The sequence below is a fragment of the Acidovorax sp. FG42 genome (assembly GCF_057809195.1).
This window is the reverse complement of the sequence record NZ_JBMDJM010000004.1, coordinates 79,167-94,137: the sequence shown is the minus strand read 5'-3', so window position 1 is coordinate 94,137 and position 14,971 is coordinate 79,167. Positions and strand designations below refer to the sequence as shown.

12 protein-coding genes are annotated in these 14,971 nt (G+C 66.9%); 7 read left to right on the top strand and 5 right to left on the bottom strand.

The window, feature by feature from the left end:
- Positions 1-104: 104 nt before the first annotated feature.
- From ACODSM_RS06255 to proC, 3 genes are all read left to right on the top strand, one after another.
- Positions 105-869, top strand: a complete 765-nt coding sequence (locus tag ACODSM_RS06255; protein ID WP_056648352.1) for a DeoR/GlpR family DNA-binding transcription regulator — start codon at positions 105-107, stop codon at positions 867-869.
- Positions 870-889: 20 nt separating this feature from the next.
- Positions 890-2,383, top strand: a complete 1,494-nt coding sequence (gene glpK / locus ACODSM_RS06250) for a glycerol kinase GlpK (RefSeq protein WP_488804697.1) — start codon at positions 890-892, stop codon at positions 2,381-2,383.
- Positions 2,384-2,579: 196 nt separating this feature from the next.
- Complete coding sequence (gene proC / locus ACODSM_RS06245; protein ID WP_488804696.1) at positions 2,580-3,425, top strand: pyrroline-5-carboxylate reductase; 846 nt, start codon at positions 2,580-2,582, stop codon at positions 3,423-3,425.
- A gap of 43 nt (positions 3,426-3,468) precedes the next feature.
- Here proC and ubiA read toward each other — a convergent pair whose 3' ends face one another.
- Positions 3,469-4,362, bottom strand: coding sequence for a 4-hydroxybenzoate octaprenyltransferase (gene ubiA / locus ACODSM_RS06240; protein WP_488804695.1), 894 nt, complete (start codon positions 4,360-4,362; stop codon positions 3,469-3,471).
- 206 nt (positions 4,363-4,568) lie between these two features.
- Between ubiA and ACODSM_RS06235 the strand changes: the two genes are divergently transcribed.
- The 4 genes from ACODSM_RS06235 to ACODSM_RS06220 are packed head-to-tail and all read left to right on the top strand — an operon-like array spanning position 4,569 to position 10,654.
- Positions 4,569-8,012: a response regulator gene (locus ACODSM_RS06235; protein ID WP_488804694.1), complete on the top strand. Its 3,444-nt coding sequence runs from the start codon at positions 4,569-4,571 to the stop codon at positions 8,010-8,012.
- Between the two features lie 8 nt (positions 8,013-8,020).
- A complete protein-coding gene (locus ACODSM_RS06230) occupies positions 8,021-8,857 on the top strand; it encodes a CheR family methyltransferase (RefSeq protein ID WP_116750181.1) in 837 nt (278 codons plus the stop codon).
- Positions 8,854-9,477, top strand: a complete 624-nt coding sequence (locus ACODSM_RS06225) for a chemotaxis protein CheB (RefSeq protein ID WP_343735677.1) — start codon at positions 8,854-8,856, stop codon at positions 9,475-9,477. The genes ACODSM_RS06230 and ACODSM_RS06225 overlap by 4 nt, the downstream gene beginning before the upstream one ends.
- A 52-nt stretch (positions 9,478-9,529) precedes the next feature.
- Positions 9,530-10,654, top strand: a complete 1,125-nt coding sequence (locus ACODSM_RS06220; RefSeq protein ID WP_343735678.1) for a hybrid sensor histidine kinase/response regulator — start codon at positions 9,530-9,532, stop codon at positions 10,652-10,654.
- Between the two features lie 224 nt (positions 10,655-10,878).
- On the opposite strand, the gene ACODSM_RS06215 is transcribed toward ACODSM_RS06220, so the two are convergent.
- From ACODSM_RS06215 to ACODSM_RS06200, 4 genes are all read right to left on the bottom strand, one after another.
- Positions 10,879-11,247 carry a response regulator gene (locus ACODSM_RS06215; protein ID WP_343735679.1) on the bottom strand — a complete coding sequence of 123 codons (369 nt, stop codon included), beginning with the start codon at positions 11,245-11,247 and terminating at the stop codon, positions 10,879-10,881.
- Between the two features lie 190 nt (positions 11,248-11,437).
- The gene (locus ACODSM_RS06210) at positions 11,438-11,956 is read right to left on the bottom strand and encodes a Dps family protein (protein ID WP_488804693.1); all 519 of its coding nucleotides are present in this window, start codon (positions 11,954-11,956) and stop codon (positions 11,438-11,440) included.
- Positions 11,957-12,115: 159 nt separating this feature from the next.
- Positions 12,116-13,852, bottom strand: coding sequence for a dipeptidase (locus ACODSM_RS06205; protein ID WP_488804692.1), 1,737 nt, complete (start codon positions 13,850-13,852; stop codon positions 12,116-12,118).
- Positions 13,853-14,001: 149 nt separating this feature from the next.
- Positions 14,002-14,967, bottom strand: coding sequence for a LysR substrate-binding domain-containing protein (locus tag ACODSM_RS06200; RefSeq protein WP_488804691.1), 966 nt, complete (start codon positions 14,965-14,967; stop codon positions 14,002-14,004).
- Between the last annotated feature and the right edge of the window lie 4 nt (positions 14,968-14,971).

Sequence of the window (14,971 nt, the reverse complement as noted above, 5' to 3'; positions counted from 1 at the left end):
CGTTTTTGTTCGATTTACAGTCTTTAGCGTGCCACCGGGCGCCCAAGCGGATGTTTCAGATTCGTTACGATTCGGTGACAAACCACTGCGCACCACACCCCACCGTGAACACCAATCCCCGCCAACTCCAACTCCTCGAAGAAGTGCGCGCGCGCAAGTCCGCCACGGTGGAACAACTTGCCGACACCCTGGGGGTCACGCTGCAGACGGTGCGCCGCGACGTGCAGCGCCTGGCGGAGTCGGGACTGCTCACGCGCTTTCATGGCGGCGTGCGCGTGCCCAGCTCTACGGTGGAGAACCTGGCACACACCCAGCGCGAAAACCTGCATGCCGAAGGCAAGGCACGCATTGCGCGCGCCGTGGCCGAACAGGTGCCCAACGACTGCTCGCTGATCCTGAACATCGGCACCACCACCGAGGCCATTGCCAAGGCGCTGCTGCACCACCGGGGCCTGCGCGTGATCACCAACAACCTGAATGTGGCCGCCATCCTGAGCGGCAACCCCGAGTGCGAGGTCATCGTGGCGGGCGGCGTGGTGCGCGCGCGCGACCGGGGCATCGTAGGCGAAGCGGCGGTGGATTTCATCCGCCAGTTCAAGGTGGACATTGCGCTCATCGGCATTTCGGGTATTGAGCCGGACGGGTCGCTGCGCGACTTCGACTACCGCGAGGTGAAGGTGGCGCAAACCATCATCGAACACGCGCGCGAGGTCTGGCTGGCAGCCGACTTCAGCAAGTTCAACCGCCCGGCCATGGTGCAACTGGCCACGCTGGCACAGATCGACCGCCTGTTCACCGATGCACCGCCGCCTGAGCCGTTTCCTGCCCTATTGCAAGACGCCGAAGTCCTCTGCACAGTCGCCGCCTGAATTCCTGAATCTTCCTCACCATGACCTACTTGCTCGCCCTCGACCAAGGCACCTCCAGCTCCCGCAGCATCGTTTTTGACGAAGGCGGCCACATCGTGGCGCAGGCGCAGCTGGAGCTGCCGCAGATCTACCCCCAGCCCGGCTGGGTGGAGCACGACCCGCTGGAGATCTGGCGCACCCAGCTCGCCACCGCGCGCGATGCGCTGGCCAAAGCGGGCATTGCGGCCCGCGACATCCGTGCCGTCGGCATCACCAACCAGCGCGAAACCACGGTGCTGTGGAACCGCAAAACCGGCCAGCCCGTGCACCACGCCATCGTGTGGCAAGACCGGCGCGCCGAGCCCGCCTGCGCCCAGCTGCGAAGCCAAGGCCACGCCGCCACCATCCAGGCCAAGACGGGGCTGCTGGTGGATGCGTATTTCTCGGGCACCAAGCTGCAATGGATGCTGGACCACGTGCCCGGCGCGCGCGATGCGGCCGAGCGCGGTGAGCTGGCCTTTGGCACGGTGGACAGCTGGCTGATGTGGAAGCTCACCCATGGCAAAGTGCATGTGACGGACGTGAGCAACGCCTCGCGCACCATGCTGTTCAATGTGCACACTAACCAGTGGGACGACGAGCTGCTGGCACTGCTGCGCATCCCCAAGGCACTGATGCCCGAGGTGTTGCCGTCCAGCGCCCACTTTGGCGACACGGCGGCCGACCTGCTGGGCCACGCCATCCGCATCGGCGGCGTGGCGGGCGACCAGCAAAGCGCGCTGTTCGGCCAGGCCTGCTTCACGGCCGGTATGGCCAAGAACACCTATGGCACCGGCTGCTTCATGCTCATGCACACGGGCGGCACGTTCCAGACCTCGCAGAACGGGCTGCTCACTACCAGTGCGGCACAGGCATCGACCCAGCCTGAATTCGCCATGGAAGGCTCGGTCTTTGTGGGCGGCGCCGTGGTGCAGTGGCTGCGCGACGGCCTGCGCGCCATCTCCACCAGCGGCGAGGTCGAGTCGCTGGCCCAAAGCGTGCCCGATTCGGGCGGCGTGATGATGGTGCCCGCCTTCACCGGTCTGGGCGCCCCGTATTGGAAGCCCGACGCACGCGGCACCATCACCGGCCTGACGCGCGGCACCACACTGGGCCACATTGCGCGCGCGGCGCTCGAAAGCATCGCCTACCAGAGCGCCGCCCTGCTGCTGGCCATGAGCCGCGACGCCGTGGCCGCCGGCGGCGCCCCGGTGAGCGAGCTGCGCGTGGACGGCGGCGCGTGCATCAACGACTTGCTGATGCAGTTCCAAGCCGACCTGCTGGGCATCCCAGTGGTCCGGCCCGCGGTCATCGAGACCACCGCTTTGGGCGCGGCCTACCTGGCAGGGCTGTCGAGCGGCGTGTACCGCAGCACGGATGAACTCTCGCGGCTGTGGCGCGCCGACCGCCGCTTTGTGCCCACGCTCAGCAGCGCGCGTGCACAGGAGCTGATGGCGAACTGGGAACACGCTGTTCGCCAAACTATTGCAGAGTAGCCCCCCTGAGTCGCCTTCGGCGCCTTCCCCCCGCTCTCGCATCGCTGCGCGTTGCGGGCGGGGGGACGCTCCCAGCGCGGCGGGGCGGCCCTTGCGCGGGAGCACTGGCATGGGCCGCGCCAGTTGCGCAGGCCATTCGGACAATCACAGGTCTCCGGCGCTACCATGGCGCCTCCCTTTCTCGCCTGACCGTAGCATGACCTCCTCCGCTTCCGCCGCAGCAAATTCCCAACTCCCCACCATCGCCTTCATCGGCGGCGGCAACATGGCCAGCGCCATCATTGGCGGGCTGATCCGCCAGGGCCACCCGGCCAGCCAGATCGAGGTGGTCGAGCCCTACGCCCCCACGCGCGAGGCGCTGCTCAAGAACTTCGGCCTCATCGCGCAACCCGAGGCTGGCCCCGCACTGCAGCGCGCCAGCATCGTGGTCTGGGCGGTCAAGCCCCAGACCTTCAAGGACGCTGCGGCACAGGCCAAGGCCCACACGCAGCAGGCCCTGCACCTGAGCGTGGCGGCGGGCATTCGCTCTGACAGCATCGCCCAGTGGCTCTCCACCGAGCGCATCGTGCGCACCATGCCCAACACGCCTGCGCTGGTGGGCAAGGGCATGAGCGCGATCTACGCGCGCCCCGCCGTGACCGCGGCCGAGCGCCAGAGCGTGGAGGCCATCATGGCGTCCACCGGCGAATTCCTGTGGGTGGAGAACGAGACCCAGCTCGACGCGGTCACCGCCCTGTCGGGCTCGGGCCCGGCCTATGTTTTCTACTTCCTTGAAGCCATGACACGCGCGGGCGTGGGCATGGGCCTGACCGAAGCGCAGGCGCACCAGCTGGCCGTGGGCACGTTTGTGGGCGCGTCCGAGCTGGCCCGCCGTTCCGACGAATCCCCCGCCGTGCTGCGCGAACGCGTCACCTCCAAGGGCGGCACGACCTATGCTGCCCTGCAGTCGATGGAAGCCAGCGGCGTATCGCAGGCGTTCGAGGCCGCCATGCGCGCGGCCGAAAAACGTGCCAACGAATTGGGCAACGAGTTCGGATCTTGATGTTTTGGGGCGGTAGCGCTAGTCGATCAAGCGCTGACCGCTATCAATTGGTGAGCATTGCGCGCACGAGGTAACTGCCCGCAATGCCCGCAAACACCGTGGCGCCCAGCCAGTGGTTGATGCGGAACGCCTTGAAGCAGCCCTCGCGGGTGCGGGTGCGGATGAGCGTGAAGTGCCACACGGCCTGGGCTAACGCCACCGCAAGCGCTACATAAAAAATAGCACCCAGGGCATATGGTTGTAGCGCTACCGCCCAAATTCCCAAAAAAAGCAGATAGAACACCACGATGGCGGCCACATCCAGCCGCCCCAGGGTGATGGCCGAGGTCTTGATGCCGATCTTGAGGTCGTCGTCGCGGTCCACCATCGCGTATTCGGTGTCGTAGGCCAGCACCCAGAACATGTTGCCCAGCCACATCCACCACGCGACTGCGGGCACGCTGCCCTGCACAGCGGCAAACGCGATGACGATGCCAAAGTTGAACGCAATGCCCAGCACTGCTTGCGGCATGGAGATGATGCGCTTGGTGAACGGGTAGGCAATGGCCACCAGCACGGCGGGTACCGACCACGCGATGGCGGCAGCGTTGGTAGTGAGCACCAGGCCAAAAGACACCAGCGCCAGCACCGCGCCCAGGCCCAGCGCCTCCTTCACCGACACCGCACCGGTGGTCACCGGGCGTTGCGCCGTGCGCTTGACGTGCTTGTCAAAGTCGCGGTCGGCCACGTCGTTCACGCAGCAGCCTGCGCTGCGCATAAGAAAGGTTCCAAGAACAAACACTGCCAGCAGGTGCCAGCCCGGAAACCCGTCGGCCGCAATCCACAACGCGCTCAGCGTGGGCCACAGGCACACCAGCCAGCCCGCAGGGCGGTCCCAGCGGATCAGGTCGAGGTAAAGCGAAAAACGGCTGCGGGCAGGGACAGATTGCGGCGACATGGCGGGACGATCAAATGCGAAAAAAGCAGGCCCGGCAGCAAGGCGCTGCGGCGGGTGGCAAACCACGGGCGCACCGAATGTAGCAGCTGCGCCGCAGCCCGCTGGCGCAGCGCGCGCAAGCCGCGTAACAGCGCCCTACTGGCGCGTAAAACCCGTTACAGTCTCCGGTCCTCCCCCAACGCACCCGCCCTTTGGGGCACCAACGCATGCCCCATACATCGACCTCCCAGGCCGCCACGCGTTTTGCTGTCCCCCGCGGAATGCTGGTGGGATTTGTGATTGCCGCCCTCGCCACCGTGCTCATCGCGCTGGTGAACTTCCGCACCGCCCAGGTGCGCGCGCAAGCGGTGGAAGCCATGGACGAGACCACGGTGACCATGCGCCACCTCAACCTTTTCGTGTCCTCACTGAAGGATGCCGAGACCGGGCAGCGCGGCTACCTGCTGACGGGGGACGACACCTACCTGCAGCCCTACAACCTGTCGCTGAGCGCCATGGAGCGCAACATGACGCGCCTGAAGGAACTGACGGACGACAGCGCCGTGCAGCGGCGCCTGGTGCTGCAGATCGACGACCTGCGCCACGAAAAGCTGCGCGAGCTGGGCGAGACCATTGAACTGCGCCGCTCCAAGGGCCAGGAAGCCGCCGTGGCCGTGACCCGCAATGATGCCGGCCGCGTGCTGATGGACCGCATCCGCGACCTGGCGTCGGACCTGTCCACGCTGCTGAACCAGCAGCTGGAGAGCGACCGCAAGCAATGGGTGGAGGCTGCGGCCATGTCCACCTACTACTCCTGGGGCGGCTCGTTCGTGCTGCTGGTGCTCATCTGCCTGTCGGCCGCCGCCAATACGCGGGAATACCGCCTCAAGGCGCAGCAGTCCTGGGTGGCGGCCGGCCTCAACGGGCTGAGCCAGCGCATCCAGGGCGACCACCGGCTGGAAGACCTGGGCCAGCTCACACTCGAATACCTGGCGCAGTACCTGCGCGCCGCCGTGGGGGCGGGCTACGTGGCCGACTGCAATGGCGCACTCACCCTGTTTGGGGGCTACGCCCTGCCCCGCGAGCGGCTGGAGCAGCGCCTGCTGCCGGGCGAGGGCCTGGTGGGACAGGTCGCGCGCTCGCGCCAGATACTGCATGTGCGCGATGTGCCCGCAGGGCACCTGATGGTGTCGTCCAGCACCGGCCAGTCCGCACCGACCGAACTGCTGCTGGCGCCCGCCATCGAAAACGGCGAAGTCTTTGCCGTGATCGAGCTGGGCTTTCATCGCCCGCTGACGGAGCCCGAGCGCACCCTGATGGAACGCGCCTCGGGCATCCTGGCGGTGGCGATTCGCGCGGGCATTGACCGCAACCGTCTGGAGGCCTTGCTCGAAGAAACCCAGCGCCAGTCCGAAGAGCTGCAGACCCAGCAAGAAGAACTGCGCGTGAGCAACGAGGAGCTAGAGCAGCAAAGCCGCATCCTGCAAGAGTCGCAGGCCCAGATGGAGGTGCAGCAGACCGAGCTGGAGCAGACCAACGCCCACCTGGAGGCGCAGACACAGCAACTGGAATACCAGCGCGAACAACTGCTTCGCGCCCAAAGTGCCATGACGGACAAGGCCCGCGAGCTGGAGCTAGCCAGCCAGTACAAGAGCGAGTTCCTGGCCAATATGAGCCACGAGCTGCGCACGCCGCTCAACTCCACCCTGATCCTGGCCAAGCTGCTGTCTGACAACAAGCCGGGCAACCTGAGCGCCGAGCAGGTGAAGTACGCGCAGACCATCTACGCGGCAGGCAACGACCTGCTGGCCCTCATCAACGACATCCTCGACCTGTCCAAGATCGAGGCCGGCCAGGCCACCGTGTCGGTGGAAACGGTGACGCTGTCCAAGGCCCTGCAAACCCTCATCGACCCGCTGCGCCCGCTGGCCCAGGAGAAGGGCCTGACGCTCACGGCCACCGTTGCGCCCGACGCCCCCGCCACGCTGGACACCGACCCGCAGCGCCTGGGCCAAGTGCTGAAGAACCTGCTGTCCAATGCGCTCAAGTTCACCGAGAAGGGCTCGGTGGCGCTGCATGTCTCGCGCAACCCGGACGACACCCTGTCGTTTGCCGTGAAGGACACGGGCATCGGCATCCCGGCGCACCAGCAGGAACTGATCTTCGAAGCCTTCCGCCAGGCCGATGGCAGCACGCACCGCAAATACGGCGGCACAGGCCTGGGCCTGTCGATCTCGCGCGACCTGGCGCAGCTGCTGGGCGGATCGATCCACGTGCACAGCACGCCGGGTGAAGGCAGCGTCTTCACCCTGGTGCTGCCCCAGAAGCTGGTGCCACCGTCGCCGGAAGCGGCGCCCGCAGCGCCGCTGGCGGCACCTGCTCCAGCCCACGCGGCGGCACCGGTCGTCGCACCGATTCCTACAGCCCCCGCGTTGCCACTCGTGGCGGCTCCAGTCGCACCCGCAGCCCCCCGCCGTGCGGGCGCGCGCAGCATTCTGGTGATCGAAGACGACGTGCGCTTTGCGCAGATCCTGAGCGACCTGGCGCGGGAGATGGACTTTGACTGCCACCTGGCCCACAACGCAGCCGACGGCCTGGCCTATGCGATACACAGCCTGCCCAGCGCCATCGTGCTAGACGTGAACCTGCCCGACTTCTCGGGCCTGGGCGTGCTCGACCAGCTCAAGCGCAACCCGGCCACGCGCCACATCCCGGTGCACGTGGTCTCGGTGGCCGACTACTCCCAAGAGGCCCTGGGCCGGGGCGCCGTGGGCTACGCCCTCAAGCCCGTCAAGCGCGACGAACTGGTGCATGCCCTGCAGCGGCTCGAAGCCAAGTTCACCCAGAACCTGCGGCGCGTGCTGGTGGTGGAAGACGACGAGCGCCAGCGCGAGAGCGTGCGCCACCTGCTCACCAACGACGACGTGGAGATCGTGGGCGCCGGCACGGCGGCTGAGGCGCTGGCGCACCTGCGCGGCTCCACCTTCGACTGCATGGTGATGGACCTGAACCTGCCCGACCTGAGCGGCTACGAGCTGCTGCAGCAGATGACGGAGCAGGACGGCGTCTCCTTCCCGCCCGTCATTGTGTACACGGGCCGTGCCCTGTCGCGCGACGAGGAGCAGCAACTGCGCCGGTTCTCCAAGTCCATCATCATCAAGGACGCGCGCTCCCCCGAGCGGCTGCTCGACGAAGTCACACTGTTCCTGCACCAGGTGGAGTCGGAGCTGTCGGCCGAGCACCGCCAGATGCTGCAGGTGGCCCGCAACCGCGAGACCGCCCTGGAAGGCCGCAACGTGCTGGTGGTGGAGGACGATGTGCGCAACGTGTTCGCGCTCTCCAGCATCCTGGAGCCCACCGGCATCCGCGTGGAGATTGCGCGCAACGGCCTGGAGGCACTGCAGGCGCTGGAGCGCGCAGGCAGCGGCGGCCAGCCCGCCATCGACCTGGTGCTGATGGACATCATGATGCCGGAGATGGATGGCTACACCGCCATGCGCGAGATCCGCAGCCGCCCCGAGTGGCGCCGCCTGCCCATCATTGCGCTAACCGCCAAGGCCATGAAGGACGACCAGGAAAAATGCCTGGCCGCCGGGGCCAATGACTACATCGCCAAGCCGCTGGACGTGGAAAAGCTGCTGTCCCTGGTGCGGGTGTGGATGCCCAAGTAGGCCCCGCCATGCCGCACCGCAAGGCCCGCACCGCCGACATCGAGCAGCGCCTGCTGATCGATGCGATCTACCACCGCTACCACTACGACTTCCGGGGCTACGCGCAGGCGTCGCTCAAGCGGCGGTTGGCGTCGGCGCTGGTGCAGTTTGACTGCAAGACGCTGTCGCAGCTGCAGGACCGCGTGCTGCACGAGCCCGCCGTGTTCCCTGCGCTGCTCGAATACCTCACCGTGCAGGTGAGCGACATGTTCCGCGACCCGAGTTACTTCCAGGCGCTGCGCCAGGAGGTGGTGCCGCTGCTGCGCACCTACCCATCGCTCAAGGTCTGGGTGGCCGGATGCAGCGCGGGGGAGGAGGTGTATTCGCTGGCCATCCTGCTGCAGGAAGAAGGCCTGCTGGACCGCACCCTGATCTACGCTACCGACATCAACCCGCACGCGCTGCGCGCCGCCGAGTCGGGCGTGTTCGACGTGTCGCGGGTGGCGGCGTTCACCGAGAACCATGCGCGCTCCGGCGCCCGCAGCTCGTTGTCGGACTACTACGCCGCTGCCTATGGCCGCGTGGTGTTCGACAAGGGTCTGCGTGAGCACATGGTGTTCTCCGACCACAGCCTGGCCACCGACAGCGTGTTTGCCGAAGTCCATCTGGTGTCGTGCCGCAATGTGCTCATCTACTTCGAGCGCGACCTGCAGGACCGCGCCCTGGGGCTGTTCCGCGAGTCGCTGTGCCACCGGGGGTTTCTGGGCCTGGGCTCCAAGGAGTCGCTGCGGTTTTCGGCGCACACCGACGCGTTCGACGACTTCGTGCTGCAGGACCGCATCTACCGCAAGAAGGCCGGGCTGTGAGCAGCGCCGACCGCGCACCCAGGCCAGTGCCCCCCGGGGGCTACGCCGCCATCGTGGTGGGCGGGTCTTCGGGCGGTATTGACGCCCTAATGGAACTGCTGCCCGCGCTGCCCGCCACGCTGCAGGCGGCGGTGCTGGTGGTGCTGCACCTGCCCCGGGACCGGCGCAGCCTGCTGGTGGAGATTTTTCAGCCCCGCTGCGCCCTGCCGCTGCGCGAGGCGCAGGACAAGGATGCCATCACGCCTGGATCGGCAAGCTTTGCGCCACCGGACTACCACCTGCTGGTTGATGCGGGGCCCCAGGGCCCGCATGTGGGGCTATCGGTGGACCCTCCCCTGCATTTTTCGCGCCCCGCCATCGACGTGCTGTTCGAGTCGGCGGCGGACCACTATGGCCCGCGGCTGGTGGGCATTCTGCTGTCGGGCGCCAACGAAGACGGCGTGCACGGACTGCAAGCCATTCAGGCGGCGGGCGGCCTCACCATCGTGCAAGACCCTGCCAGCGCCAGCATGCCCACCATGCCGCAGGCGGCCCTCGCGGCCGTGGCGGTGGACCACATCTTGCCCCCTGAAGGCATTGCAAGGCTGCTGGCGGACCTGCACCGGCGCCAGCAGCTTTGATCCGGGCGCATGCGTCCCTTTTTGAGAACCCCACCCACCCTCCCCACCGCCCATGCCCCAGACCGACCGCACCAAATGCCTGCTCGTTGACGATGTCGAGGAAAACCTCATCGCCCTGGAGGCGCTGCTGCAGCGTGACGGGGTGGACATCCTCAAGGCCCAGTCGGGCCCCGAGGCCCTGGAACTGCTGCTGGCCCACGACGATGTGGCCCTGGCCTTGCTGGACGTGCAGATGCCCGAGATGAACGGCTTTGAACTGGCGGAGCTGATCCGGGGCAGCGAACGCACCCGGCACATTCCGCTCATCTTCATGACGGCGGGATCGCGCGAGCAGAACTGGCAATTCCGGGGGTACGAGAGCGGTGCGGTGGACTTTCTGTACAAACCCATCGACCCGCACATGCTCACCAACAAGGCGAGCGTGTTCTTTGAACTGCACCGGCGTAAGCAGGCGCTGGCGCACGAGCTGCGCGCGCGCACCGAAGCGTTGCGCATCAACGAGATGTTCATGGCCGTGCTGAGCCATGACCTGCGCACCCCCCTGCAGTCCATCGTCGCAGCAGCCACCGTGCTCAAGCGCCAGCCGCCGCCCGACAAGGCCGCACTGATGGCCGACCGGGTGCTGGGCGCGAGCCAGCGCATGGGCCACATGATCGAAGACCTGCTGGACGTGACCCGCATCCGCCAGGCGGGCGGGCTGGCCCTGCAACTGGGCCCTGCCCACATGCAAACGCTGGTGCAGCGCACGCTGGACGAGGTGGCGACCAGCCACCCGGAGCGCCCCATCGACTCCACGCTCGCGGGGGACCTGGCCGGCACCTGGGACGCCGAGCGCCTGTGCCAGGTGGTCACCAACCTGGTGGGCAACGCCCTGCACCACGGCAGCGTCGACCACCCGGTGCGCATTGCGGTGGACGGCACCCGCCCCGAGGAGGTGAGCATCACGGTGTCCAACGGCGGCACCATTCCCGCCGGGCTGCTGCCACATCTGTTTGATCCGTTCCGGGGCGGAGAGCGCGAGCCGGGCCGCCACCAGGGGCTGGGGCTGGGATTGTTCATTGCGCACCAGATCGTGCGGGCCCACCATGGAACCATCGAGGCCCGGTCACACAACGATGTGACGAGCTTTCGGGTGACGTTGCCACGCCACGCGCCCGCACGCAGCCCCCGCAGTTGACGCAGCGCAGCCCCATCACACGCCCCAGACCCTCAGGGTCTAGGGAGGCGCGATGGGGAAAAAAGGAAAGAGGGAGGCAGGAAACGCGAGCGGGGGCCGCCCGCCAGACTTAGAGCGGCCAACAAAACGCAGCGAAGCGGTTCTGGCCAGGCGCTGTGTCGCAGGCAGTACGAGCAGTACGGCAAGACACAGCAACGACGCCAGAAGAGTTTTGTGAGCCGCTCTTAGCCGGCGGCTGCAGCCAGCGCGGTATGAATGGCGTTCAGGAGTTGCTCCAGCTCTTCGAGCTCAAAAGGCTTGAGCAAGACGCGCACATTCGGCCCCCATTGGGTTGGATGACTGCCAAGTTCGTAGCCGGAGCACAGCACTACCCAGCGCTGCGGGTCGTCTGCCAGCAGCTGGCGGGCCAAGTCCGTGCCCGAGAGGCCGGGCAGGCTGACATCGGTCACCAGCACGTCAAAGGGGTCGCCGGCATCCAGGGCCAGCGCCTCCTCGGCAGAGGCGCAGGGCGTGACCGTCCGGCCTTCACCTTCCATGAGCATGCCAATGGTCTCGCGCAGCTCCGGATGGTCTTCAACGTACAGGATTCGCATACATCAGAGGGGGGTTGAGCCGCCATGCCACCCAGCGAAGAGAGGACATGGCCCAAACCCGCATCATGCGCAGGCGGCCGTGCCGCGCCGTGTAGGACAAGGCGCCTTTTTTCACGCTTGAGCCCCTTGCGCCCGCGCTGGCCACGCCAGACTTCGGGCGACGCAGGCGGGTGCAACTGGCCTTTTCTTTTTATTCTTCCAGCAGCGAACGCAGCATCCATGCCGTCTGCTCGTGCACCGTGAGGCGCTGCGTCAGCAGGTCGGCCGTGGGCTCGTCGCTGGCCTTGTCGGCCAGGGGAAACAGGCTGCGCGCCGTGCGGGCCACGGCCTCATGGCCCTCGACCAGCACGCGCACCATGTCCATCGCCTTGGGCGGCTTGGCGGGGGCGTCAGGCACGGTGGTCAGCTTGCCAAACTCGGCATAAGAGCCCGGGGCCACATGGCCCAGCGAGCGGATGCGCTCGGCAATCGGGTCCACCGCGTTCCACAGTTCGGTGTACTGCGCCATGAACATGGTGTGCAGGGTGTTGAACATCGGACCCGTCACGTTCCAGTGGAAGTTGTGGGTCGTCAAGTACAGCGTGTAGGTGTCGGCCAGCAGGCGCGACAGGCCTTGGGCGATGGCAGCGCGGTCTTTGTCGCTGATGCCGATGTTGATGCTGGGGGCAGAGGTTTTGCCGGATGCGGCTTTGCCAGGAGCTTTGGCCATGGGGGAGGTTCCTTCCGTGCGGAAAACATGAAACACCCCGCGCCGTGCGGGGTCCTCAAACACTGTAGCGCAAGCCGCAGCGCCCCTGTGTCAGCCAAGGCCGATGCCTTGGACCAGGGTCAAGAAACCAGCGCGGGCGCCCCCCCCCGGTCGGCTGGTTTATTGCATCTTCGGCAAGTTGCCGATGCGCACCAGCATCTCGGTGAACATCTGTATGTCGGCATCCAGGTCCACCACTTCCTTGAACTCCTTGGCGTTGTGGGCCGTGTACTTCTTGCCAGGCATGGCAGGGCCGAAGTTGATGGCGTTAGGCATCAGCTTGGCGGTGGTGCTGCCGGCCGTGGGCACGGGCTTGGCTTCGAGCCCGGTGGTGTCGCCAAAGGTGTTGAGCAGCGTGGCCAGCCAGGCGCCCTTGGGGTCGCGCGCCATCCAGTTGCCCTGCTGGTGGTCCACTTCCACCGCCACACCGGCCTGGGCGCCCCAGGCCTTGATCTTGGCCGACGTGGCCTGCGTGAGCGCCTCGGGCGTGCTGCCACGGGGCATGCGCACGTTCACCAGCACATCGACCTTGCCGTCCTTTTCACGGATGAGGTTGGGCGACATCGTGAGCGGGCCCATGAAGTCATCGCTGTAGGCCAGGCCCAGCGTGCGGCCCAGGTAGTCCACGCCGTACAGGTCGGTGAGGTAACGCACGGCCTGCGCGTAGCCGTTGGGTGCCAGCGCAAGGCCCGACTCCTTCAGGAACAGCGCCAGGCGCGGCAGGGGGTTCACGCCTTCTTCGGGGCGCGATCCGTGGGCCGAAGCGCCCGTGACCTTCACCACCACCGCGCCGCCGTCCTGCGCCACGTCGATGCTGAATGCGCCGCCTTGCGGCTGGTACTTGGCGACAAAGGCGCCCTTCGCCGCGTTCAGCCGCGCAGCCACGTCGGCCAGGTTGCCGCCCTGCAGGCGGGCGGTGGCCGTCTGGGGCACAGCGTTGGCCGATGCAGCACCCGCCATGGCGGTGATGGCCGTAGCGCCCGGGTTGGCAGTCGGTGGCAGCGGGAAGGAGGCGCGCAGTGCGCCCGATCCCTTTTCGGCCACGACGGCAGGGTACTTGCTGTCGAGCACGATGTTGTACTCGGGCAGCGCGGTCTTGGCGCGGTAGTACTTCATCGCGTCGCCGCCGGTTTCCTCGGTGGTCTCGATCATCAGGCGGATGGTGCGCGCCAGCGGCAGGCCACTGTCCTTCACGGCCTTCATCGCAAACAGCACGGTGGCGATGGAGCCTTTGTCGTCGATGGAGCCCCGGCCATACAAGTTACCGCCCACGCGGGTCAGCTTGAAGGGGTCGAGCCGGGTGCCGTCGTCCAGCACCCATTCGTCGGCCGCCACGGGCACCACGTCGGCGTGCGTGAGGATGCCGAACTCCTCAGGGCCGCTTCCGGGCAGCTTCACTTCAAAGATGCGGTTGTCCACGTTGCGGTACTGCAGGCCAAAGTCCTTGGCCATGCCCTCTACCAGGGCACCAAACGCAATGATGTGTTTGTCTTCGTGCGGCGGCACCTTGTCGGCGCGCACGGTGGGAATGGCCACCATCTTCGCCGTGGCGTCGATCACCGCCGCCTGGTTGCGCAGCCGGTTGTGCAGGCCCAGCAGGCGGCTGATGTTGACCAGGTCATCGCCCGCCAGGGGCTTGTGGGCCAGATACGCCGACACGCCAGTTTGCAACTGCGGCTGCATCTGCGCGGCCCGCGCCAGGAACTGGCGGAAGTCCGCCGCAGTTGCTGCCGCAGGCGCCGCCGCAATGCGGTCGAGTGCGGGTTTCTTCAGCGTCTGAGTGGCAGGCGGAGTGGCGGGGGTGGAGCATGCCGTCAGGGCAGCGGCCAGCGTGGCGGTGAGCCAAAGCGTCTTCATGGGAACCTCTTGTGGGGGCAAAGGCACCGACCGCCGATGGGCGGAGGGTGCCGTGGAGGGAGCATCGCCTGCCCAGGCCGGGTGGACCTGCGCAGGGGCGGCGCGAGTGTAGCGCCGATCCCCCGCCGCGAATTGGAGTCCTGACGCGGTCAGGACAGTCGGGTCACGCCCGGAAGTTCACACGCATAGATGGCATTGCGCAGGGCCGCAATGGCCTCATAGCGCGTAAAGCTGCGACGCCAGGCCAGCACCACGCGGCGCATGGGCGGCGGGCCGCCGTCTTCCTCGCGGATGGGCAGGTAGCGGATATAGGTCTCGTCGCTCTTGCGGCGGCGCGACACGGTGAGCAGCGCATCGCGTGGCACCGACAGGCGGGGCACCAGCGTCACGCCCATGCCTGCGGCCACCATGTGTTTGATGGTCTCCAGTGACGAGCCCTCGAACGACTTGCGGATGCCCTCGGCGTTGCTCGCAAAACGCGCGAACTCGGGGCACACCTCCAGCACATGGTCGCGAAAGCAGTGGCCTGCGCCCAGCAGCAGCATGGTTTCGTTCTTCAACTCGGCCGCCGTGACGGACTTCTTGGATGCCAGCGGGTGCGTGCTGGGCACAGCCGCCATGAAAGGCTCGTCATACAGCGACGCCATGGCCAGGCCAGTGTCGGGGAAGGGCTCGGCCAGGATGGCGCAGTCGATCTCGCCCGTGCGCAGCATCTCCAGCAGCTTCACGGTGAAGTTCTCCTGCAGCATCAGCGGCATTTGCGGCGTGCGCGTGATGGACTGGCGCACCAGCTCAGGCAGCAGATAGGGGCCGATGGTGTAGATCACGCCCAGTGTGAGCGGCCCGGCCAGCGGGTCTTTGCCGCGCTTGGCGATTTCCTTGATGGCCGCTGCCTGCTCCAGCACGCTTTGCGCCTGGCGCACGATGTCTTCGCCCAGCGGCGTCACCGTCACCTCGCCCGCGCTGCGCTCGAACAGCTTCACGTCCAGCTCTTCTTCCAGCTTCTTGATGGCCACCGAGAGCGTGGGTTGCGACACATAGCAGGCATCGGCCGCATGGCCGAAGTGCTTCTCGCGGGCCACCGCAACGATGTACTTGAGTTCGGTGAGGGTCATGGTG